This is a genomic window from Micromonospora sp. BL4 (assembly GCF_003667505.1).
GTDB lineage: Bacteria > Actinomycetota > Actinomycetes > Mycobacteriales > Micromonosporaceae > Micromonospora.
This window is the reverse complement of the sequence record NZ_RCVJ01000168.1, coordinates 75,134-95,421: the sequence shown is the minus strand read 5'-3', so window position 1 is coordinate 95,421 and position 20,288 is coordinate 75,134. Positions and strand designations below refer to the sequence as shown.

18 protein-coding genes and 5 tRNA genes are annotated in these 20,288 nt (G+C 73.6%); 11 read left to right on the top strand and 12 right to left on the bottom strand.

The features are described from left to right. The first annotated feature begins 177 nt into the window (after positions 1-177). The 4 genes from EAD89_RS22850 (at position 178) to EAD89_RS22835 (ending at position 4,593) form a co-directional block, all read left to right on the top strand. Positions 178-1,314 carry an 8-amino-7-oxononanoate synthase gene (locus EAD89_RS22850; RefSeq protein ID WP_121657003.1) on the top strand — a complete coding sequence of 379 codons (1,137 nt, stop codon included), beginning with the start codon at positions 178-180 and terminating at the stop codon, positions 1,312-1,314. Between the two features lie 253 nt (positions 1,315-1,567). Further along, a complete protein-coding gene (gene bioD / locus EAD89_RS22845) occupies positions 1,568-2,272 on the top strand; it encodes a dethiobiotin synthase (protein WP_121677163.1) in 705 nt (234 codons plus the stop codon). A 60-nt stretch (positions 2,273-2,332) separates the two neighbouring features. Then, positions 2,333-3,919 (top strand): sensor histidine kinase, encoded by a 1,587-nt coding sequence (locus tag EAD89_RS22840; RefSeq protein WP_121677150.1) that lies wholly within the window; start codon positions 2,333-2,335, stop codon positions 3,917-3,919. Then, entirely contained in the window at positions 3,916-4,593 is a 678-nt protein-coding gene (locus EAD89_RS22835; protein ID WP_121656980.1) for a response regulator transcription factor, read from the top strand. Before EAD89_RS22840 ends, EAD89_RS22835 begins: the two co-directional genes overlap by 4 nt. Before the next feature lie 29 nt (positions 4,594-4,622). Here the strand turns inward: EAD89_RS22835 and EAD89_RS22830 are convergent, their stop codons facing one another. From EAD89_RS22830 to EAD89_RS22810, 5 genes are all read right to left on the bottom strand, one after another. Beyond that, on the bottom strand, positions 4,623-5,423 hold the full coding sequence (locus EAD89_RS22830) for an ABC transporter permease subunit (protein WP_121677149.1): 801 nt from the start codon (positions 5,421-5,423) through the stop codon (positions 4,623-4,625). Further along, complete coding sequence (locus tag EAD89_RS22825) at positions 5,420-6,352, bottom strand: ATP-binding cassette domain-containing protein (protein ID WP_121677148.1); 933 nt, start codon at positions 6,350-6,352, stop codon at positions 5,420-5,422. Before EAD89_RS22825 ends, EAD89_RS22830 begins: the two co-directional genes overlap by 4 nt. An 89-nt stretch (positions 6,353-6,441) precedes the next feature. Then, positions 6,442-7,290 carry a polysaccharide deacetylase family protein gene (locus EAD89_RS22820; RefSeq protein WP_121677147.1) on the bottom strand — a complete coding sequence of 283 codons (849 nt, stop codon included), beginning with the start codon at positions 7,288-7,290 and terminating at the stop codon, positions 6,442-6,444. Positions 7,291-7,314: 24 nt separating this feature from the next. Beyond that, positions 7,315-8,505, bottom strand: coding sequence for a cytochrome P450 (locus tag EAD89_RS22815; RefSeq protein ID WP_121677146.1), 1,191 nt, complete (start codon positions 8,503-8,505; stop codon positions 7,315-7,317). Positions 8,506-8,514: 9 nt separating this feature from the next. Beyond that, positions 8,515-9,183: a methyltransferase gene (locus tag EAD89_RS22810; RefSeq protein WP_121677145.1), complete on the bottom strand. Its 669-nt coding sequence runs from the start codon at positions 9,181-9,183 to the stop codon at positions 8,515-8,517. 150 nt (positions 9,184-9,333) lie between these two features. Here EAD89_RS22810 and EAD89_RS22805 point away from each other — a divergent pair, with 150 nt between their 5' ends. Beyond that, positions 9,334-10,197: a hypothetical protein gene (locus EAD89_RS22805; protein ID WP_233578939.1), complete on the top strand. Its 864-nt coding sequence runs from the start codon at positions 9,334-9,336 to the stop codon at positions 10,195-10,197. 128 nt (positions 10,198-10,325) lie between these two features. On the opposite strand, the gene EAD89_RS22800 is transcribed toward EAD89_RS22805, so the two are convergent. The 3 genes from EAD89_RS22800 to EAD89_RS22790 all read right to left on the bottom strand — a co-directional run bounded on the left by EAD89_RS22800 (position 10,326) and on the right by EAD89_RS22790 (position 14,785). Next, a complete protein-coding gene (locus EAD89_RS22800; RefSeq protein ID WP_121677143.1) occupies positions 10,326-13,256 on the bottom strand; it encodes a M36 family metallopeptidase in 2,931 nt (976 codons plus the stop codon). Positions 13,257-13,512: 256 nt separating this feature from the next. Continuing rightward, the gene (locus tag EAD89_RS22795) at positions 13,513-14,091 is read right to left on the bottom strand and encodes a TIGR03086 family metal-binding protein (RefSeq protein WP_121677142.1); all 579 of its coding nucleotides are present in this window, start codon (positions 14,089-14,091) and stop codon (positions 13,513-13,515) included. 91 nt (positions 14,092-14,182) lie between these two features. Then, complete coding sequence (locus EAD89_RS22790) at positions 14,183-14,785, bottom strand: TetR/AcrR family transcriptional regulator (RefSeq protein WP_121677141.1); 603 nt, start codon at positions 14,783-14,785, stop codon at positions 14,183-14,185. Between the two features lie 457 nt (positions 14,786-15,242). Here EAD89_RS22790 and EAD89_RS22785 point away from each other — a divergent pair. The 3 genes from EAD89_RS22785 (at position 15,243) to EAD89_RS22775 (ending at position 15,509) form a co-directional block, all read left to right on the top strand. After that, positions 15,243-15,315 (top strand) — tRNA-Gly (locus EAD89_RS22785). Positions 15,316-15,349: 34 nt separating this feature from the next. Continuing rightward, a tRNA-Cys gene (locus EAD89_RS22780) sits at positions 15,350-15,420 on the top strand. Positions 15,421-15,434: 14 nt separating this feature from the next. Continuing rightward, a tRNA-Val gene (locus EAD89_RS22775) sits at positions 15,435-15,509 on the top strand. Positions 15,510-15,568: 59 nt separating this feature from the next. Here EAD89_RS22775 and EAD89_RS22770 read toward each other — a convergent pair. Next, the gene (locus EAD89_RS22770; protein ID WP_121677140.1) at positions 15,569-16,096 is read right to left on the bottom strand and encodes a PadR family transcriptional regulator; all 528 of its coding nucleotides are present in this window, start codon (positions 16,094-16,096) and stop codon (positions 15,569-15,571) included. Positions 16,097-16,159: 63 nt separating this feature from the next. Between EAD89_RS22770 and EAD89_RS22765 the strand changes: the two genes are divergently transcribed. After that, entirely contained in the window at positions 16,160-16,912 is a 753-nt protein-coding gene (locus tag EAD89_RS22765) for an alpha/beta fold hydrolase (RefSeq protein ID WP_121677139.1), read from the top strand. A 25-nt stretch (positions 16,913-16,937) separates the two neighbouring features. On the opposite strand, the gene EAD89_RS22760 is transcribed toward EAD89_RS22765, so the two are convergent. Both EAD89_RS22760 and EAD89_RS22755 read right to left on the bottom strand, forming a co-directional pair. Further along, a complete protein-coding gene (locus tag EAD89_RS22760; RefSeq protein WP_121677138.1) occupies positions 16,938-17,672 on the bottom strand; it encodes a GNAT family N-acetyltransferase in 735 nt (244 codons plus the stop codon). A gap of 305 nt (positions 17,673-17,977) precedes the next feature. Then, positions 17,978-18,220 carry a DUF6458 family protein gene (locus EAD89_RS22755; RefSeq protein ID WP_121677137.1) on the bottom strand — a complete coding sequence of 81 codons (243 nt, stop codon included), beginning with the start codon at positions 18,218-18,220 and terminating at the stop codon, positions 17,978-17,980. 147 nt (positions 18,221-18,367) lie between these two features. Here EAD89_RS22755 and EAD89_RS22750 point away from each other — a divergent pair. Both EAD89_RS22750 and EAD89_RS22745 read left to right on the top strand, forming a co-directional pair. Further along, positions 18,368-18,440, top strand: a tRNA-Gly gene (locus EAD89_RS22750). A gap of 47 nt (positions 18,441-18,487) precedes the next feature. Continuing rightward, positions 18,488-18,562, top strand: a tRNA-Val gene (locus tag EAD89_RS22745). 127 nt (positions 18,563-18,689) lie between these two features. Here EAD89_RS22745 and EAD89_RS22740 read toward each other — a convergent pair. After that, positions 18,690-20,282 carry an IPT/TIG domain-containing protein gene (locus EAD89_RS22740; protein WP_147458858.1) on the bottom strand — a complete coding sequence of 531 codons (1,593 nt, stop codon included), beginning with the start codon at positions 20,280-20,282 and terminating at the stop codon, positions 18,690-18,692. Between the last annotated feature and the right edge of the window lie 6 nt (positions 20,283-20,288).

Here is a 20,288-nt window from a genome sequence, read left to right as displayed (position 1 = left end):
CGGTGTGGTCGGGCTCCGGCGGTGGCAGCGGTCGTCGCAACGGACAGCCGTGAAGCTGGAGTTCGGTTCAGGTCGACCTCGCGTACCGAGTGGATCCGTCGGGCCGGTGGTGGCGGGTGGTAATTTCGCCCGGCGGGAGTCGGCGTGACCGGCGCGGACGGCGGCGAAGGGGTGACGGTGGCGGACTGGCTGGCGGCGCTCGACCGCCGTGCGCAGTTGCGGGCGAAGGCCGGGCTGACCCGGCGGCTGCACCCGCGTCCGGCCGCCGACGGCATGACCGATCTGGCCGGCAACGACTACCTGGGTCTGGCCACGCACCCGGAGGTCATCGGCGCCGCCGCGGCGGCGCTGTCGGCGTACGGGCTGGGGGCCACCGGGTCGCGCCTCGTCCGCGGCTCCACCGACGCGCACCAGGCGCTGGAGGACGAGCTGGCGCAGTGGCTGGGCACCGACCGCTCGCTCGTCTTCTCCTCCGGCTACCTGGCGAACCTGGGTGCGTTGCGTGCCCTCGTCCAACCCCGCACGCTGCTCGTTTCCGACGCGCACAACCACGCGTCCCTGATCGACGGCTGCCGGATCTCCGGGGCGGAGACCGTGGTCACCGCCCACGCCGACGTGACGGCGGTGGCCGCCGCGCTCGCGGTGGCCCCGGGCCGACCGGCGGTGGTGGTCACCGAGTCGGTCTTCTCCGTCGACGGCGATCTCGCCCCGCTGGCCCAGCTGCACGCGGTGGCCCGCCGCTACGGGGCGCTGCTGCTGGTCGACGACGCGCACGCGCTCGGCGTGACCGGTCCGGCCGGCGCCGGGGCGGTCGCCGCCGCCGGGCTCGCCGGGGAACCGGACGTGGTGGTCACCGCGACCCTGTCCAAGGCGCTCGGTGGCGCGGGCGGGGTGGTCGCCGGCCCGGCCGAGTTCGTCCGGCACCTGGTCGAGACGGGCCGTACGTTCATCTTCGACACCGCGTTGCCGCCGGCGGTCGCCGCGGGTGTGCACGCCGCGCTGCGGCTGGCCCGGGGCGGTGACGACCTGCGGGCCGAACTGGCCGAGCGGGTGGCGCTGGCGGTCGACCGGCTGCGTGCGGCGGGGTTGACCGTCTCCGCGCCGGACGCGGCCGTGATCTCGGTGACCGCTCCCGGGCCGGAGGCGGCGACGACCTGGGCCGCCGACTGCCGGGACCGGGGTGTCGCGGTGGGCTGCTTCCGGCCGCCGTCCACGCCGGACAACCGTTCCCGGCTACGGCTCACGGTCAGTGCCGGGGTGTCCCGGCCGGCCTTCGAGCGGGCGCTGGACGTCATCGTCGAGACCGCCCCGTGAGCGCGAGGAGTGAGCCGGTGTTGCGAGCCCCGCAGTCGCGAGCAAAGGTCACCCCGTGAGCGCGAGGAGTGAGCCGGTGTTGCGAGCCCCGCAGTCGCGAACTGAGCTGGTCCCGTGAGCGCGAGGAGTGAGCCGGTGTTGCGAGCCCCGCAGTCGCGAACTGAGCTGGTCCCGTGAGCGCGAGGAGTGAGCCGGTGTTGCGAGCCCCGCAGTCGCGAACTGAGCTGACCCCGTGAGCGCGTGGCAGGGGGTGGTGCTGGTCACCGGCACCGACACCGAGGTCGGCAAGACCGTGGTGACCGCGGCGATCACCGCCGCCGCGCAGGCCGCCGGCCTGCGGGTGGCCGTGGTCAAACCGGGCCAGACCGGTACGGCCAGCGGTGAACCCGGGGACGTGGAGGCGGTGAACCGGCTGGCCGCCCCGCTCACCGGCCGTACCCTGGCCAGCTATCCGGACCCGCTCGCCCCGCTGGCTGCCGCCCGGGTCGCCGAGCTGCCGCCGCTGGAGCTGTACACCGCCGTGGACGCGGTCCGTGACGAGACCGACAAGCACGATCTGGTGCTGGTCGAGGGTGCCGGTGGGCTGCTGGTTCCGATGGGGCTGCGTCCGTCCGGTGAGCCGTGGACGATGGCGGACCTGGCGGTGTCGCTCGGCGCGCCCGCCGTGGTGGTCGCCCGTGCCGGGCTGGGCACCCTCAATCACACCGCGTTGACCCTGGAGGCGCTGGACCGCCGGGCCGTGCCGGCCGGTGTGGTCATCGGCGCCTGGCCGACCACGCCAGAGCTGGTGCACTGGACCAATCTCACCGACCTGGTGCCGAACCTGCTCGGCGCGGTGCCCGCCGGTGCCGGGGCGATGGATCCGGGTGTGTTCCGGCGCTCCGCGCCGGGGTGGCTGACCCCGTCCCTGCACGGCGTGCTCGACGACTGGCGTGCCTGGGCCGAGGAGATCGGCTGAACACCTGACTTTCGTCAGTGTCCGCGCAGGTCGGGCGTGGGTAGCCTGACCGCCGTGAGGATGGCGAGGTGGCGGGCGGATGGGCCGGCGCGGCGGCGGGGTCTGCCGGACGCGTTGCTCTGGGCGGTGCTCGCCGCCCCGATCGGGTACGCCAGGCTGACCCCGCCGCATCCGCGGCACAACCTGGAGTTGCTGGTCGGTGGGCTGACGGTGCTGGCCGTGGCGGTGGCGCTGGGTCGGCGTCGGCCGCTGGTCGGCCTGCTGCTGGTGGTGCTCGGGTCACTGGTCGACGGCAACTTCGTGTTCGCCATCCCGGTGTTCAGTTATCTGACCGGACGGCGCAGCGCCTCGTCGGCTCCGGCGGCCGTGCTGTTCGGCGCGATCGCGGTCGGTGGCACGGTGCTGAACCTGGGGTTGCTCGGTACCGGAGCGGGCACCTGGTTCCTGTTGGCCTCGGTGCTGCTGTTCGCCGGTGTGTTCCCGTGGCTGGTCGGCCGGTACCGCCGGCAGCAGCAGGAGTTGGCCGACGCGGGGGGCCGGCACGCCGACGCGCTGGCGCGGGAGCGGCGCGGTGCCGCCGAGCGGATCCGGTTGCGCGAGCGCGCCCGGATCGCCGAGGAGATGCACGACTCACTCGGCCACGATCTGAGCCTGATCGCGCTGCGCGCCGCCGCGTTGGAGCTCGCCGACGACCTCGACCCCCGGCACCGGGCGGCGGTGGGGGAGCTGCGAACCAGCGTCGCGGCCGCCACGGAACGGCTGCACGGCATCATCGGGGTGCTCCGGGAGGAGGGCGGGCCGGCGGGGCTCCGACCGGCCGGCGAAACCATCGCCGATCTGGTGGACGGGGCTCGGGATGCCGGGATGGCGGTGCGGTTGGACGCTCCGGACGGAGCCGTCGAGCTGCCCGGGATCACCGGCCCGGCCGCGCACGGGGTGGTCCGGGAGGCGCTCACCAACGCGGCCCGGTACGCGCCGGGCGCCCCGGTCACCGTCACGCTCGCCCCCTGCGGGGACGAGGTCGAGGTGCGGGTGCGGAACGGGCCACCACCGGCCGGCCCGCTGCCCAGCCCGCCGTCCTCCGGCAGCGGCCTGCTCGCTCTCGCTGAGCGCGTACGGCTGGCCGGTGGGGTCCTGGACACCGGCCCCCGCCCGGACGGTGGCTTCGCGGTACGGGCCCGGCTGCCGTTGTCCGCCGACCTGGCCGGCGTCGTTCCGTCCGAACAGTGGTCGGCGGCGGTGGACGGGCCCGGTGCGGCGACCGACGGTGGTCCGGTCGACGGTGGTGGCGCGGAGCAGCCGGTCGACGCCGAGCGGCGTTTGCTCGAGGCCCGCCGCCGGGTACGACGCAGCCTGCTGACCGCGCTCGCCGCCCCGGCCGGGCTGGCGTTGGCCCTGTCGCTGGTCTACTACTCGTTCGCCACGGCCGGAACGGTGCTGGACGAGTCGTCGTTCGACCGGATGCGGCCGGGCACGGCGCGTACCGACCTGGCCGGGTTGCCCCGTCGGGCGCTTCCCCCGCCGGTCGGTGCGGAGGAGGCCGGCTGCGAGTGGTACACGGACGGCAACTTCCCCCTCGCCGAGCCGACCTGGCGGCTCTGTTTCACCGATGGCCGGTTGGTCAGCAAGGAGCGGATCGCAGGATGACCGTCGAGACTTTCACCGCCACGCCGGTTCGGGTGGTCCTCGCCGACGACGAGGCGATGATCCGGGCCGGCGTCCGCGCCATTCTCGCCGCCGACCCGGGCATCGAGGTGGTCGCCGAGGCCGGTGACGGGCGGGCGGCGGTGGAACTGGTCCGCGCGCACCGGCCCCGGGTGGCGCTGCTGGACATCCGGATGCCGCGGCTGGACGGGTTGGCCGCGGCGGCCGAGATCCGCCGGGTGGCGCCGGACACCGCCACGCTCATGCTGACCACCTTCGGCGAGGACGATCACGTGGCCCGGGCGCTCGGGCACGGTGCCAGTGGCTTCCTGCTCAAGGCCGGCGACCCCCGCGAGCTGATCGCCGGGGTGCACGCGGTCGCCGAGGGCGGGGCGTACCTGTCGCCGCGGGTGGCCCGCCGGGTGATCGAGCTGGACGCCGGGCGGTTGGCCCGTCGGCCCGCCGCGCGGGACCGGACGGCCGGGCTGACCGAGCGGGAACGGGAGGTGCTGGCCCTGGTCGGGGCGGGTTTGTCCAACGCGGAGATCGCCCGCCGGTTGCACCTGGTGGAGGGCACCGTGAAGAGCTACCTGACCAGCATCTTCACCCGGCTGGACGTCCGTAACCGGGTGCAGGCGGCGATCCTCGCGTACGAGGCGGGGCTGGTCGACGGCTGAGCGGGGGCCCGGAAGCCCCCGCTCGGCACTCAGGCGTCGCGGCGGCGCAGCGCGGCCCGGCCCAGCAGCAGCGCCGCGCCGGCCCATCCGGCGAGGAGCAGCAGCCCGACCGCGCCCGGGTACGGCTCGGTGTCGCCGGCCAGGAAGTGCGTACCGGCCACGCCGGGGAACACGTCGGCGATCCGGTTCAGCACGGCGATGTCCGGCTCCTGGAGTGACAGCGGCACGATCATCAGGGTGGCGAAGAGCACGGTGAGGGTGAGCACCGCGCTGCGCAGGGCCGCGCCGAGGCCCAGCGCGAGCACGCTGACCAGCGCCAGGTAGGTCGCCAGGGCCACGATGTCGGCGATCGTGTCGCCGGCCGGCGCGCGGCCCCACTCGCCGAGCACCGGTCGGGCGATGAGCGCGCCGACGCCGCCGAGCAGCAGCCCGAGGGCGAAGGTGACCGTGCCGGCGACCACGGCCTTGGCCAGCAGCACCCGACCGCGGGACGGGGTGCACTGCAGGGTGGTCCGGATGGTGCCGCTGGTGAACTCGGCGGTGATCGCCAGCAGGCCCAACGCCAGCACCGCGTACTGGGTCAGCTCGACCGAGTCGATCAGCACGCTGCCGACGGCGACGATGCCCCGGTCGTCGGTCGGGTCGTCGTTGGTGTTGTCGTTGGCGGCGTAGATGGCGAGCTGCCCGGCGCTCGCGGCCATCAGCAGCAGCCCGGCCAGCGCCGTCCACCACGTGGTCCGCACCGAGAACAGTTTGGTCCACTCGGCGGCCACCGCGCCGCGGAAGGCGGCCGGGGCGGGACGGGTGTCGGGGAGGGTGCTCGTGCTCATCGTGCTCCGCTTCCGGTCGGGCCGCCGGCGTACTCGACGCTGTCGGCGGTCAACTCCATGAACGCCTGCTCCAGCGACGCGCCGTGCGGGCTCAGCTCGTGCAACCGCACCCCCAGCTCGTACGCCAGGTCACCGACCCGGTCGACGGTGGTCCCGGTGACGGTCAGCTCGTCGGGGCCGGCCGGCTCGACGGTGGCGCCGGTGGCGGCGAGGCGAGTGGCGAGGGTGGCCAGCCCGTCCGGGTGCGGACTGCGGACCCGGACGGCGACGGCGCTGCCGGCGATCACGTCGTCGATCGGCGCGTCGGCGAGCAGCCGTCCCCGGCCGATCACCACGAGCTGGTCGGCGGTGAGCTGCATCTCGCTCATCAGGTGACTGGAGACGAAGACGGTCCGCCCCTGGTCGGCGAGCGAGCGCATCAGCTGCCGCACCCAGCGCACCCCGTCCGGGTCGAGGCCGTTGACCGGCTCGTCGAACATCAGCACCGGCGGGTCGCCGAGCAGCGCGCCGGCGATACCGAGCCGCTGGCCCATGCCGAGGGAGAGGGTCCGGCCCGGCTTGGCGGCGGCGCGCCCGTCCAGCCCGACGGTGTCGAGCACCTCGTCCACGCGGCGAGCCGGGATGCCGTTGCTGCGGGCCATGGCCAGCAGGTGCGCCCGACCGGCCCGGGCGGGGTGGATGGCGCGGGCGTCGAGTAGCGCGCCGACCTCGTGCAGCGGCCGCCGCAGCTCCCGGTACGCCCGGCCGCCGATCAACGCCTGCCCGGCGGTGGGACGGTCCAGGCCGAGGATCATGCGCATGGTGGTGGACTTGCCGGCGCCGTTCGGGCCGAGGAAGCCGGTGACCCGGCCGGGCGCGACGTCGACGGTCAACGCGTCGACCGCGACGGTCGCCCCGAACCGTTTCGTCAACCCACGTAAAGTGATCATGCGATGACGGTAGGCGTGTCGGCCGCCCCCGCACCGCGCCCGAACGGCACCACCCGCCCCTGACTTTCGTCAGGTCGGCGGCGGCGCGGTCACTGGATGTAGTCGGTGAGGAGGGCCGGGGTGAGCCCTGCCCGGTGGATCGCCTTCAGCGCCGCGAGCAGGTCGTCCATCAGTGCCGGCCGGAAGTGCATGAGCAGGACGTCGCCAGGACGTACCACCTTCTCGGGGGTCTGGTAACGAACCTTCCCCTCGTGGACCGTCTCGGTCCAGTGGAGGACCGCCTTCGCGCCGCAGTCGTGTGCGGCCTGCAACGTGGTGGAGTCATGTTCGCCGAACGGTGGGCGGAACAGCGTCGGCCGCTTGCCGAACAGCGCCTCCAGCTTGTCCGCCGCACCGCAGATCTGCTGCTTCTGGTAGCCGTACGAGCGGCCGGCGAGTGAGGTGTGGTTGATGGTGTGGTTCTCGACGACCCCGCCCGCCACCTGGATCTGCCGGAAGTAGACGTCGTGCTCCTCGGCCGCCGGTGAGTTCAGGAACATCGTGACCGGGATGTGGGCCCGCCAGACGAACTCGGCCACCGCGGGCGGACGGGCCAGCCCACCGTCGTCGATGGTGATGAAGGCGACCTTCTGGTCGGTCGGCAGGCGGTGCCAGAACGCGGCCGTACCGGTCGCGGGCAACAGCACCGGTTGCGGTGGTGGCGCCCCTGGAAAGGTCGGCACCTGGGACACGTACCACTCCAAGCTCCCGGGCGCGGGCTTCGCCGTCGGGGACGGCGAGGCCGACGGTGTCGGGGGCGGGGTGGACGGGATCGGCTGGCCCGCGGCGATCTGCCGGGCGTGGGCCGTGTGGCCGGCGCTGGCTGCGCAGGCACTCAGCGCCAGCAGGGCCAGAAGCGTGACGACGACACGGATCCGACGAGCAGGGGTGGCTGACACGCCCGGAAACTTACCGAGGTGATGTCAGGATCCGGTCAGGCGGTGTGCTCCCGAAGAGCGCTGGACGACGAAGGCGTCGGGCATCCGGAAGGTGAGGTTGTCCGGACACCACGGCGGGCGGACCACGGTCGCCCCGTCGAGCAGCGGCCCGGCCTCGGCCACCACCACGGCCGCCTCCATCCGGGCCAGCACGTCGCCGACGCAGCGGTGCGCGCCCGCCCCGAACGCCAGGTGCCGGCGCGATCCCCGCTGGCCCGGGCGGAACTCGTCCGGCGACTCGACGACCGCCGGGTCCCGGCCGGCGCGGGCCAGCCAGAGGACGAGGCTGGTGCCCGCCGCCACCTCGGTCCCGCCCAGCGTGCTGTCCGCCGCCGCCACCCGACGCCAGGTGACGATCGGTGGTTCCAGCCGCAGCCCCTCCTCGACCACGTCGGCCACCGCGACCTCGCCGGTGCGGAGCCCGGCCCGTACCGCGGGTTCACCGGCCAGCCGGTGCAGCAGCAGGGTGAGGAACTGCGAGGTCGTCTCCTGACCGGCGACGAGCAGGAAGAAGAGCGCGCCGACCACGACGTCCGGTGCGTGCCCGGCCGCGCGAAGCTCGGCGGCCAACCCTCCGCCGGTGGCCGCGAAGTCGCGCAGCACACCGTGGAACCGGCCCACCTCGGCGGCGAGCGCCACCTGCCGGTCGGCGTCCAGCGGCGCCCAGAACAGCTCCAGCGCGGCCCGGGCGAATTTCTTGACCGCGTCGACCGGCGCGTCCGGCAGCTCGACCAGTCGGGCCAGCACCAGCAGCGGCAGATCGGCGGCGAGTTCCGCGTAGAGGTCGACCGGTGCGCCGGCGTCGAGCGTGGCGCTCAGCCGGGCCACCCGGTCCCGGACCAGCGCGGTGAGCCAGGGACGCTGGGCGGCGACCCGAGCCGGGTGCAGCGCGTCGGCCACGATCGACCGGATGGCCGGGTGGCTGGCGCCGGAGTTGTTGGCCAGGGTCGGCGGCAGCCGGAACCGGTGCCCGGCGAGCACCCGCAGCGCCGTCACCGGCATCGGGGTCACCGCGTCCAGCGCGTTGTCCGGCCGGTAGGTCACCGGGTCGGCGAGGACCTGGCGGACCAGCGCGTGGCGGGTGACCACCAGATGGCGTACGCCGACGTGGTCGGCCACCGTGGCCACGTCCGGCCAGGGTGCCCCGACCGGGGACACCCAGCTCCGGAACAGCACGTCGACACGCTAGCCGGCAGTTCCCGGCAGGCCGGCCCGCAACTGCCAGACGGTGGTGCGCTTCACCCGGACGCTCTCCAGGGCCTCCGGCACCGGCACGTCGTAGTGCGCCAGCTCGTCGAAGCGGTCCCGGGGCAGGAACGCCCGACCGGGGTCCCCGACGAGCACCAGGGCTCCGGCCCGGGCGGCGCGGAGCAGGAACCGCAGCATCCGGCGGGCCATCGCCTCGCTGTAGAAGGCGTCCCCGGCGAGCACCACCTCGGCGTCCCCGGCGTCGCCGTCGAGGATGTCGCCGAACTCGGCGTCGACGCGTACCCCGTTGGCCTCGGCGTTGAGCGCGACCGCCGCGACGGCCAGTTCGTCCACCTCGACGGCCCGCACGGACGCCGCGCCGGCGCGGGCGGCGGCGATGGCCACCAGCCCGGAGCCGGAGGCGAGGTCGAGCACCCGGCGGCCGGCGACCAGCTCCGGATGGTCGGTGACGTAGCGGGCGAGGGCCTGACCGCCGGCCCAGGCGAAGGCCCAGAACGGCGGCGGCCGGTCGCTGCTGAACTCGCCCTCGGTCAGCTCCCACAGCCCGATCGGCTCGTCCGCCTGGTGCAGCCGCACCTCCGGGACGAAGGCGACCGGGGTGAGCCGGGCGTGCAGCCGGACGAACGTGCTGGAGAGTTCGGACACCTGGAAATTGTCCCAGCGGCCCGGCGGCCGGCGTGTCGCGGGGGAGGAGTGACCGGTTCACCACCGTTGGTGAAAACCCGCCCCGCGCTTGCCGCCCGGTGCGAACACACCCGACTGGTCGGGTCGAGGCCGCGCTCCTAGCGTTGCGGGGTGGGGACGACCGAACGGAGGACGGCGGTGGTGACGGTGTGGCGGTACGCGCTGAGGCTCGGGGTGGTGCTGGCCTGTCTGAGCGGCGTGGAGCTGGTGCTCGCCGCTCCGGCGCAGGCGGCGTTCACCACCGAGCTGAGTGGGCTGCCGGCCCGGTTCACCGCCGGCGACCAGGTGCGCACGGTCTCGGCGGTGGTCTCCCGGACGGACCGGCGCGGTGGATGCGTGAAGGTGCGCTGGTCGATGGTGCTCAGCGTGCAGGGCATCCGACTCGACCAGGTGAAGATGGACCGGGTGGAGGAGACCGGCGACTTCCCGCTGGAGATCCAGACCGACGGCGACGTGGCCCGGTTGACCGACCGGCAACTCGACCCCGGGACGCTCTGCCCGAACCGCACGGTCACCGCCCGCTACCGGTTGGCCTTCGCCGAGGACGCCACCGACGGACGGGTCACCCTCGCCGCGGAGGCGTACGACGCGAACCTGCGCCTGTTGGCCCGGCAGACGGCCACCCGCTCGGTGGTGGGAGCGGGCGGCACTCCGAGCGCGGCGGCGAAGCCGACCGTGACGGCGGCGCCCAGCGACCCGGCGATCGCGGCGGAAGAGGAGAGTGCGGAGCCGGTCGACGACCAACCGGTGGACGCCGCGCCACCGGCGCCCGGCCGCCCGTTGTCGCAGTCCGGCGGCTTCGGCGTGACGCAGGCGGCGTTCCTGCTCGGTGGGCTGTTGCTCTCGCTCGGGTTGGGGTTGCTGCTGCGGCTGCGCCATCTGACGCGGACCGCGACCATCGAGGCGGACGAGCCACCCGTGGACCGGCGTTGGGAGCGACCCCCGGCGGACCGTTGGCGGCCGGCTCGCCGCTGATCGGGTCGCCGCCCGGAAGCTGCCCGGCGTTGGCCGGAGGGCCCTGCCGGTGACGGGGCCCTGTTGATCGAGGGTCGTGTTGATCGGGGGCCGTCGGGGCCGGCGGAGGTCCGCCGGCCCCGACGGTGTCACTTCGAGAACGCCTGGAACTCGGCGATCCTGACCTGGTCCCGGGCCGGGCTGGCGGTCGCGCAGTCCGTCGTGGTGGCCGGGTCGTTGTCCTGCTCACCGGCGTAGTGCGGGCCGCCGGTGCACTGGCTGGCCAGCACCTCCACCCGCAGGTGGGTGGCGAGCGTGGTGGGCACCGCGAACGTCCGGAGGTTGATGTCCCGGCTGTACGCCCGGTAGGCCCCACCGGGGAACGCGTCGCCCGCGCTGGTGTAGATCCGCTGCCAGCGCGCCGGATCCGCGCAGTCGGTGGTCTTCGCGTTGCAGGCGGACACCGCGAACGAACGCAGCGCGCTGAGCGCGTTCTGACTGCCGGTGTCGGCGTCCCCGGCGATCGCCGGGCGCAGCATCGCGCTGACGTTCACCCGCTTGACCACCTGCGGGGCGTCCCCGGCGAGCGCCACGGTGAGCTGCCGGCCGGCCACCCCGTCCAGCGAGGCCCAGTTCGTCGCCTCGGTGTCGTCGGCGACCCGGTCCAGGTTGACCCCGTCGCCGCTGATCGTGGCGCCGGACGCCGTGGACGCGAGGTTGCGGCTCATCCGCAGGTCCACGTACCCCTCGTGACCGGCCTTCGCGACCACGCTGAGCCGCTGGTGCCCGAAGCCGGGCGCCACGGCGAGCAGGTCGTAGGTGCCGGCCACCATTTCCAGGGTGTCCGGCAGCGGCGTCGCCGGGTCGGTGTCCGCCACCGGCACCGCGCGTGCCTCGTACTGCCCGACGTACACGCGGATCGGCGCCTCGGCGCTGTCCCCACGCGGCCGCAGGGTGAGCGTCGCGTTGCCGCCGCTCGGCGAGGCGAAGCTCGGCGTGGGGTCGGTGTCGGCGGCGCCGTTGGTGACGGCGTCGCGGCCCATCCCGGAGCGGGCGAACTCGGCCCAGATCAGGTCCTGGTTGGCGCCGCCGAAGCGGAGCAGGTCGGCGGTGAGCATGTTGTCCCGCATGTCGAGCATGCTGACCTGGCTGGCCGCCTGGAGCAGGAACGAGTCGAAGACCAGCTGGGACCAGCGCCGGTTGCCGGGGCACTTGTCGGCGGCGACCTTGCCCTGCGCGCAGTCCAGCTGCCGCTGGGGGGTGCCGAGGCCGTACCGCTTCACGAGCGCCGACCGGACCCGGAAGTTGGTGGCGCCCCAGATCTCCCCGTCGGCGTGCACGGCCGGACCGGCGGTGTTGTAGCCGATGTCGGAGTAGTTGAGCGGGCTGCGGCTGAGGTCGTAGTTGCGGATGCCGCTGACCAGGTTGCCGGTGACGTACCCGCCGGTGATGAAGGGCGTCTCACCGGGCGCGCGGAATCCGTTCTGGAAGAGGTACTCCGCGGCGAGCAGGTCGCCCCACGACTCACCCATCGACCCGCCCTGGTGGCCGCCGATCCCGCTGTCCGGGCCGGCGATCATCCGGTTGGTGATCGCGTGGGTGTACTCGTGACCGATCACCGTCATGTCGTAGTCGCCGTCCACGCACGGCGGGTACGGCCCGCCGGCCTGCGGCTGCCACAGGTACATGTTGGTGGTCGGCGGGAGCCCGTCGCGCGGGGTGCCCTGGTTGGCGTTGTTCCGGTTGCCGGTCAGCGCGCCCTGCTGAGCGCGGCCCTGCTCGGCGTCACCGCCCAGGCCGGACGGGGTGAGGTTGACCGCCTGGAGGTTCCACGCCGACTCGGTGAAGCCCAACTGGTACGACCAGTCGTGCATCCGGTTGTGCATGGCGAAGAGGTTGGCGATCGACGCGTCCGCGTCGTTGCGCTGGGCGGAGGTGAACACCTCCGGGTTGCACTTCGCCTGGTGCCACTGGTCGGTGAACGGGTACTCGTAACGGCGGTCCGTGCTGGGGGTGGCCGGAACGATCGGGGTGCCGGCACCCCAGGAGAGCACCGTGTTGGCCGAGTTGCCGCGCGAGGTGAAGGTGGGCGTGCCGGTGGCCGCGTCGACATCCCACGGCTGGCCGGTGGCGGGGTCGCGGTAGGCGGCCTGGCAGCCCGGCGCCGGGTCGCCGCACCACCGCACCCGCGGGTCCTGCCCGGGGCCGAGGTCACGCGGCGGAGTGGCCGGGAAGACCGCCCAGCTCGGGTTGTCGGAGTCGAAGTCCACCAGGTCCTCGCGGACCAGCACCTGCCCGGTGATCCCGTCCACGTAGGTGGTGAACGCGGTCGGTTGGTCGGTGTTCGCGCCGATCAGGGTCACCTCGTACGCCGCCCGGGGCCCGTCCAGCGGGGTGGGCACGGCCACCGGACGCACGGTGTGGCTGGCCACCGCGCTCGCGTCCAGCTTGGCGTCGGCGAGCGCGGCGGCGTACGCCTGCTCGGCGGTGCGGGTGGCCGGCGCGGGTGCGCCGGTGGTGCGGGCCAGCGAGGAGCTGACCGAGAGCACCGTGCCGCCGGTGACCGCGACGGTGACCAGGCCGTCCGGTCCGGCCGGCAGGTCGCCGAAGCGTTGCCGCAGGGTGACCACGGCTCCGCTGCCGATCGGTCGGACGAGCACCCGCTCCAGGTCGGCCACCGCGGCGGTGTCCATTCCGAACAGGTCCCGGTTGGCGGCCAGGTAGGCGCGGGCGGTGGCCTCCGGTTCGGTGGGCAGCCCGGTGGCGAGCGGGGCGCGGCCCGGGCCGAGGGCCTGCGGGGTGCCGAGTCGGTTCCATCGCACGTCGGGGTCGCTGGCGCGGGCGAGCCCGCGTTGGCGGGCGTCCGGTGCCGCCGTACCCCGGCGGTTGTCGACGTCGGCGGGCTGGTGCCCTTCGGCGAACGGCCCGGACCGGTGCTCGGCCGACGGCGCGCCGCCGGCGGGGGCCGCGGTGCTCGCGCCGGTGGGAAGCAGCGCGGCGACCGTCACCGTCGACGCCAGGACGGCGATGAGCCGGCGTCGACGCCGACTCATCGGGGGTGACCACTCCGGTTGTGGCACGGGACCTCCTCGTGGGAGCGGATGGCCGGCGGCCGCCGGCCGACGCTGCGCGGTAACGCATGCGCATCTGTGGATATCAGCCGGTCGGGATGGCGGCAAGGTCCAGGCACGGCGACGCGCCGATGGATCGAGATAATTCGACTTTACAGGGCACGCTGGGTTGTAAATGAGCGTGCCGTCGGCCGCGCTCGACAGAGGGCCGTGAGCCCCGAGTGCTGGCCCTGGCTGGTTGCGCCGCGGTGCCGAAGCGTCCCGCTCAGTCGCCCGGCGCCCAGTCGGGGTCACGGCCGAAGGCGGCGAGGAGACGGTCCTGCTCGTCGTCGCCGGGCGGCCGCACCGCGGCCCGGACGAGGTCGTTGCGTCGGTAGTCGTCGACCCGGCCGGCGAACCACCGGGCGCACACCTGCACCACGTCCGGGTCCAGGCGCGGCTCGGCCCCGATCGCCACCGCCACGTCCCAACCGTGCACCAGGTGTTCCGCGAGGAGTTGCTGGAGGTACTCGTCGGCCGGGGTGTCGCCGGCGGACAGGTGCACGGTGCGGTCGCGCGCGCCGGGATGGGTGGCGGCGATCTCGGCCTGCGCGGCCGCCTCCCGTGCCATCGTGGCCGGGTCGGCACCGAGCTGGTCGCCGTCGAACCGGCCGCCCACCTCGTCGATGGTCCGGCCGGCGAGCAGCGGCACACTCCACCGGTCCTCGCCGACCACGTGGTTGACCAGCGCGCGGACATCCCAGTCCGGGCAGGGTGTCGGGTCGGACCACTGGCCGGGCCCGACCTGGTCCACCCGGTCGACGAACTCGGCCAGGCTCCGGCGGTACGCCTCCAGCAGATCCATGCTGCCGATTGTTCCGGGCGGCGTGGTGGGCCGAGCCGTTTTGCCCGCCCCGGCAGGGTGATCCGCCCGCCGGTGGGTGGCCTCCAACGGATCAGTCCAGGTCGGTCGGGTCAAGGCCGAGCTCCCGGGCGGTGACCAGGCGGACCCACTCGCCAAACTGCCGGCGGGAGATCACCCGGTCGTGCACCGCGAGCTGCACGGCCAGGCCGTCCATCACCGCGCTGATCCGCCAGGCGGCCCCGTCCGGGTCGGCGCACTGGAAGGTGCCGTCGGCGACACCGGCGGAGATCACCGCGGCCAGGTCCTGCCGCCAGCGCAGGTCGAGCCGGCGGGAGACCTTCTCCAGCTCGGGGGTGCGCAGCGACTCCGACCAGCCGTCGATCCACATGGACCAGGAGGTGGCCCGCCCGGCCGGGGTGTAGAGCTTGAGGATCCGGCGGAGCTTGGTCAGCGGCGGGGCCGAGGACCGGGTCACCGCGTCCAGTCGGGCCAGATCCTGTTCGACCGCGTACGCGAACGCCTGCGCGAGCAACCGTTCCTTGGTGGCGAAGTGGTAGAAAACCAGGGCCTGACTGACCCCGGCGGCCTGCGCCACGTCCGCCGTCCGGGTGTTGGCCAGACCGCGCTCAACGATCACGTCACAGGCGGTGCGCAGCAGGGCATCCAGGCGGATCTCGGCCGCACGTCTCGTCACGACCGTTACCGTAGCCCATCCGACCGAACACGAACAGTTACCGCCACCGTCCGATCCGCGATGCGACAGTCGGAAGCCGGACACTTCCAGACGGTGCCTTCCGTCGTTCTTCTGAGGGTGTTCGTCGAGGTCCGCTGGCACCGGCCGGCGGGCCCGGAAGCCCGTCGACCGCAGCCCAGGCCGCCGCGGACGACCACCGCTCGGTGGCCCGGGGCAGTGACGGCCAGTGAGGTCCAGGTCAGCCCCCTAGGAAGCTGGCCGGCGGTGACCGACTCGACGTCGACGACGTTCCGGTGTACCCGGCGGCAGCGGCCCCGACATCGGGGGCCCCGGAGTCGATCACCGCGAACCGTGCGGGCGCGGTGTGGAAGGACGCGCCGACGCCCACCCCGAGTTGGCAGTCGTTCACCGGCTCGGCTAAAGTTCTCATCCGTCACCCGGGAACAGCCGGGGGCGTGCGGACGTAGCGCAGCTGGTAGCGCATCACCTTGCCAAGGTGAGGGTCGCGGGTTCGAATCCCGTCGTCCGCTCGGAGCTGCCGCCACGTACGACGGGGGCAACCTCGGTGGGGTGGCCGAGAGGCGAGGCAACGGCCTGCAAAGCCGTGTACGCGGGTTCAAATCCCGTCCCCACCTCAGCAACAAGGCACGGGCGATTGGCGCAGTGGGAGCGCGCTTCCTTGACACGGAAGAGGTCACTGGTTCAAACCCAGTATCGCCCACCAGCAGGAAACGGCTCGTTACCGGAATCCGGTAACGAGCTTTTCCGTATCTGCTCGCCACCTCACCGCGGAAGCGACGTCAGCAGTTCCCGCAGCCACGCGATCTCGGTGCGGCTGGTGGCGGTGGCGATGCGGAACAGCCCCCGGCGGAAGGGGTCGTCGGGGAAGTCGTCGGCGCGCAGCGGTCGGTCGCCGTCCCAGAAGAAGCTCGCCGGCTGGGTGAGGAAATCGAGCCGCCGCTGGAGCACGGCGGCCTGGCCGGCCGGGTCGTCCAGGTGGCGCAGGAAGGCCAGCAGCGTGAACCACCGGTTCTCGTCGGTGATGAACAGGTCGTCGGGGGTGCGGAGCTGGCGCAGCAGCTCCGTCTGACCGGCGGGGCTGAGGGTGAGCACGTGCCGTGGCGCCGCCACCTGGCCGGTTTGCACCTCGCGACGCAGCAGGCCCGCACGTTCCATACGTTTGATCGTCGGGTACAGCGTCCCGTCCGCGATCGGCCGGACGTGGCCGGTGAGCGCGGCCACGCGCCGGCGCAGCTCGTACCCGTGCAGCGGGGCGTCGGCAAGGAAGCCCAGTATCGCGAACTCCAACACCGTGTTAGCTTACCTCCACAACGCTATACCTCGGAATCGAGGTATTGGTCAGGGAGGTACGTGATGCGCGGCGCCCAGGTGCGGCCGGACGGCACGACGATTCGCTGGGTGGAGCTGCCCGGCGCCGAACCCACCCGGGTCTACCTGCACGGGCTCGGCGCCTCCTCGCCGGTGTACTTCGCGGCGGTGGCGACCAACCCCACGCTCGCCGGACGGCGCACGCTGATGATGGATCTGCTCGGGCACGGCATCAGCGACCGGCCGGCCGATGCCTCCTACACCCTGGAGGAGCACGCCGACCTGCTCGCCACAGCGCTGACCACGGCCGGGGTCAGCGGTGCGGAGGTGATCGCGCACAGCATGGGCGGCGCCGTGGCCATCGTCCTGGCCGCCCGCCACCCGCGCCTGGTCTCGGCACTGGTTCTCGTCGACGCGACCCTCGACCCGCAGCCTCCGGGCGTCGGCATCCGTGCCCGCTACACCGAGGAGCAGTTCCTGCACGGCGACGGACGATCCGAGACGCTCGACCGTGTCGGGCCGGCCTGGGCGGCGACGATGCGGCTCACCGGTGCGGAGGCCCTCTACCGCACCGCGGCGCACCTCGGCCGCGGCACCACACCCACCATGCGGGACCTGCTGCTCGACCTGCCGGTGCCGCGCACCTACCTCCACCCCGCCGACAGCGAGCCGAAGGGCGCGCGCGCCCTCATCGACGCCGGCGTGCGGGTGGTCGCCGTGCCGGACGCCGGCCACAACATCATGCTGGACAATCCGGATGGCTTCGTGACCGCCACCGCGGCGGCGTTGCGGGCGTAGGCCACGCGCCCGGCCCCGGGTCGGTTCAGAAGGTCAGCAGCCGGAACGTGCCCACGGTGCGGAAGCCGAGGCGGCCGTAGACCGGCTCGGCGATGGGGGTCGAGGTGAGTGCCGCCGTGCGGACGCCCCGCTCGCCGGCCAGGTCGAGCGCGGCCCTGGTCAGCGCCGCGCCGATGCCCCGCCGCCGCTCCTCGGGCTGGGTGCCGACGAAGTACAGGGTGAGCAGCCCGTGGCTGAGCCAGGCCACGGCCGTCCCGACGATCCTGCCGTCGTCGAGGTGGCCGGCCAGCCTGATCACCGTGCCGTCGCCGGTGAACGCCTTCTCCCGCTCGATCGCCGTCGCCACGCCGTCCGACGCGATTCCGGAGACCCGGGCGTAGGCGGAGACGAACGCGTCCAGGTCGGTGGTCTCGCGGATGTGCAGGCCGGCCGGGATCGGCACGTCGGCCGCCGCACCGAGCGCCACGGTCATGATCGGCATGCGGGCGACCTCGACGGCGCCGAGGGACGCCAGGGCGTCGGCCGTACCGGCGTCGCTGTCCGGGCCGACCCACCAGATGCGAGGTACGCCGTCGAGGCGGTGCCGGGCCTCGGCGAGCGCGTCCTGCGGCGTGCGCCCGGCCACGCGCAGCACGCCGTTGAGGGGTGCGTGCGGCACGTCGCTGCGATAGGTCGGCAGGTCGGGACCTCCGGCTGCGCCGATGTTCCAACCGAGCAGGTACGCGCGGTGCGCGGCCAGCACCGTGTCGAGGGCCTCCATGTGCGGATCTTAACGCGGGGGTCGCAACGCGCTCACCAGCGACAACGCCCGCACGGCGGTGATCCGTGCGCGGTCCGGCGCCGTCCCTACCGGACGCTCGGCCGGCCTACCCGGTCGCCGAGAGCAGCGCCTCCGCGAGGTCGGTGCGGGCGCTGAGCAGCGCCCGGCCGCGCGCGAGGGTCGCGCCGCGCGGGGAGGCGGCGCCTGCGGCGACGGGCCGGGTCACGGGTACGACGGGCCGGCCGCCTCGATCGAGGCGGCCGGCCCGGCACCGCGTGATGCGCCGGCCACGGCCGGTGGTCGTGTCACAGCGGCGGGGCGATGTCCCGCCGCTCCTCGACCCGGCGGTACTCGACCGGCTGCTCGCTGGTGGTGACCACCTCGCGGCGGCGGCCCCAGATCAGCGTGGTCATGATCAGGCCGAGCACACCGGCCGCCATCAGGATCCAGCCGACCACGTCGAGGTTGATGCCGCCGACGCTCGCGTCCAGGGCGAAGGTGAGGATCGCGCCGAGCGCGATCAGGAAGATGCTGGTGCCGATACCCACGACAGCCTCCTTAGGGGGATGTGGTGCGCTGTCGAGCCCTTCAGTACCCCGGCGCCGACCAGCGCAACCGCCACCGCCCAGGGTGGCGCTTCGAGCGATCTTGCGGTCGGGTAGAGTTCACTCGTCGCCGGCGCACACCGGGGACGTGCGGACGTAGCGCAGCTGGTAGCGCATCACCTTGCCAAGGTGAGGGTCGCGGGTTCGAATCCCGTCGTCCGCTCGCGATCCGCCCCACGGGGCCTGACCGCCGGTTCGGGTGGTCACCACGGGCGATTGGCGCAGTGGGAGCGCGCTTCCTTGACACGGAAGAGGTCACTGGTTCAAACCCAGTATCGCCCACCAACGAAGACGGCTCGTTACCGGAACACCGGTAACGAGCCGTTCCGCGCTGTCGACTCGTGGCGTCGACGTCAGTGACCGTCCCGTCCGGCCGGTGCCCCGTGGGGCCCCGACCGGACGGGTGCGGTCGTCACTTCAACGCGCTGTTGTGCTTGCGGCGACGGCTGAACAGCAGCAGGAACGCGCCGAGGACTGTCAGCATCGCGCCGAAGGTGAGCGGTGTGCCCAGGGAGTCACCTGTCACGGGCAGGATCTGCCCGACGTAGCGGAACGTCAGCCCGTTCGACACCCCGCCCGCGGTTGTCACCGTGACGGTGGTGTCGCCGGCACGGCAGGCTGGCGTGCGGAAGCTCAACGAGCGTCCGTCGGCGGCCACCGTCACCTCATTCGTCGGTATGGTCCGTCCGCAGATGCTGACCGTGGTCTGGCCGGGGGCGAACCCTGAGCCGCCGACGGTCACGGTGGTGCCGCCGGCCGTGCGCCCCTGGCCCGGGCTGAGGGTGTCGAGGGCCGGTGGGACGGCTTCATAGGTGAAGGTGGGTGCGGTGACCTCGCCGGCGGGGAAGACGAGTTCGACGGTGGCGGGGCCGGCGGTGTTGGGTGGGGTCACGACGGTGATGGTGGTGCCGGCCGGGTTGACGGTGAAGTTCGTGCCGGGTACGCCGTCGAAGGTGACCTGGGTGGCGCCGGTGAAGCCGGTGCCGGTGATGGTCACCGTGGTGCCGCCGGAGGTTGGTCCGGTGGTGGGTGTGAGGTTGGTGATGACCGCGTCGCTGCCGTCGGCGAGGTAGGTGTACGCCAGCGGCGCTGCCGTGCCGCCGGGAGTCGTGACGGCGACGGAGGCGGGCCCGACTGCTCCGGGCGGGGTCACGGCGGTCAGCGAGGTGCCGTTCGGGGCCACGACCACGTTGGTGGCCGGCGCTCCGTCGAACGTGACTGTCGTGCCACCGGGTACGAAGCCGGTGCCGGTGATGGTCACGGTGTGCCCACCCGACTGCGGGCCCTCATCCGGCACGATCGTCGCCGCCGTCGGCGGGGCGGGAATGGACGGGCGCTCGCAGGTGGCCTCGGCGACGATCACGGTCCCGACCGGAATGGTCACCGGCTCTCCGAGGATCGTGCCGGACAGGGTGAGGGTGGCCCGCACGGCGGCCGCCGTGGCACCCAGTGCGGTGGTGACCTCGGTACGGGTCAACGAGGCGTTGAGGGTGGCGCCGGCCAGGCCTGCCACCGTCACGGCCGCGCTCGCGTTCACGGCTGGGCCGTTGGCCACCAGGGTGACCGCGGAGCCGAACAGTTCCAGATCGACCAGCGTCGTGTCGGCGGTCTGCGGGCCGACGAGAGGGCACGACACGCTCGCCGACGCCTCGGCGGCGTCCAACACGTCGACACCGAGGACATCGAGGCTGAGGCCGTTCACCCGCGAAAGCGCGGACGACACGCCCGGCGCCCGGGTGGCCGTGACCTCCGCGACGGTGCCGCTCGCGCTGACTCCCACCGCGCCCGGCACCGAGATCGCCAGCAGAGTCGAGGTGTCGGTGCCACCGCCCGCCGGCGCGGTCGCCGTGCCGATGACGGCCCCCGCGCTGATCACCGCCACGTCCAGGACCTCGGCGGACAGGTCGACGACGACGCCTCTGGCGTTGGCGCTGCCCGGCTGCGCCTGCGCTGGCGCAGCGAAGCCCACGCTGGCCATCGCACCGAGCAATGTCGCCGTCGACACCGCCCC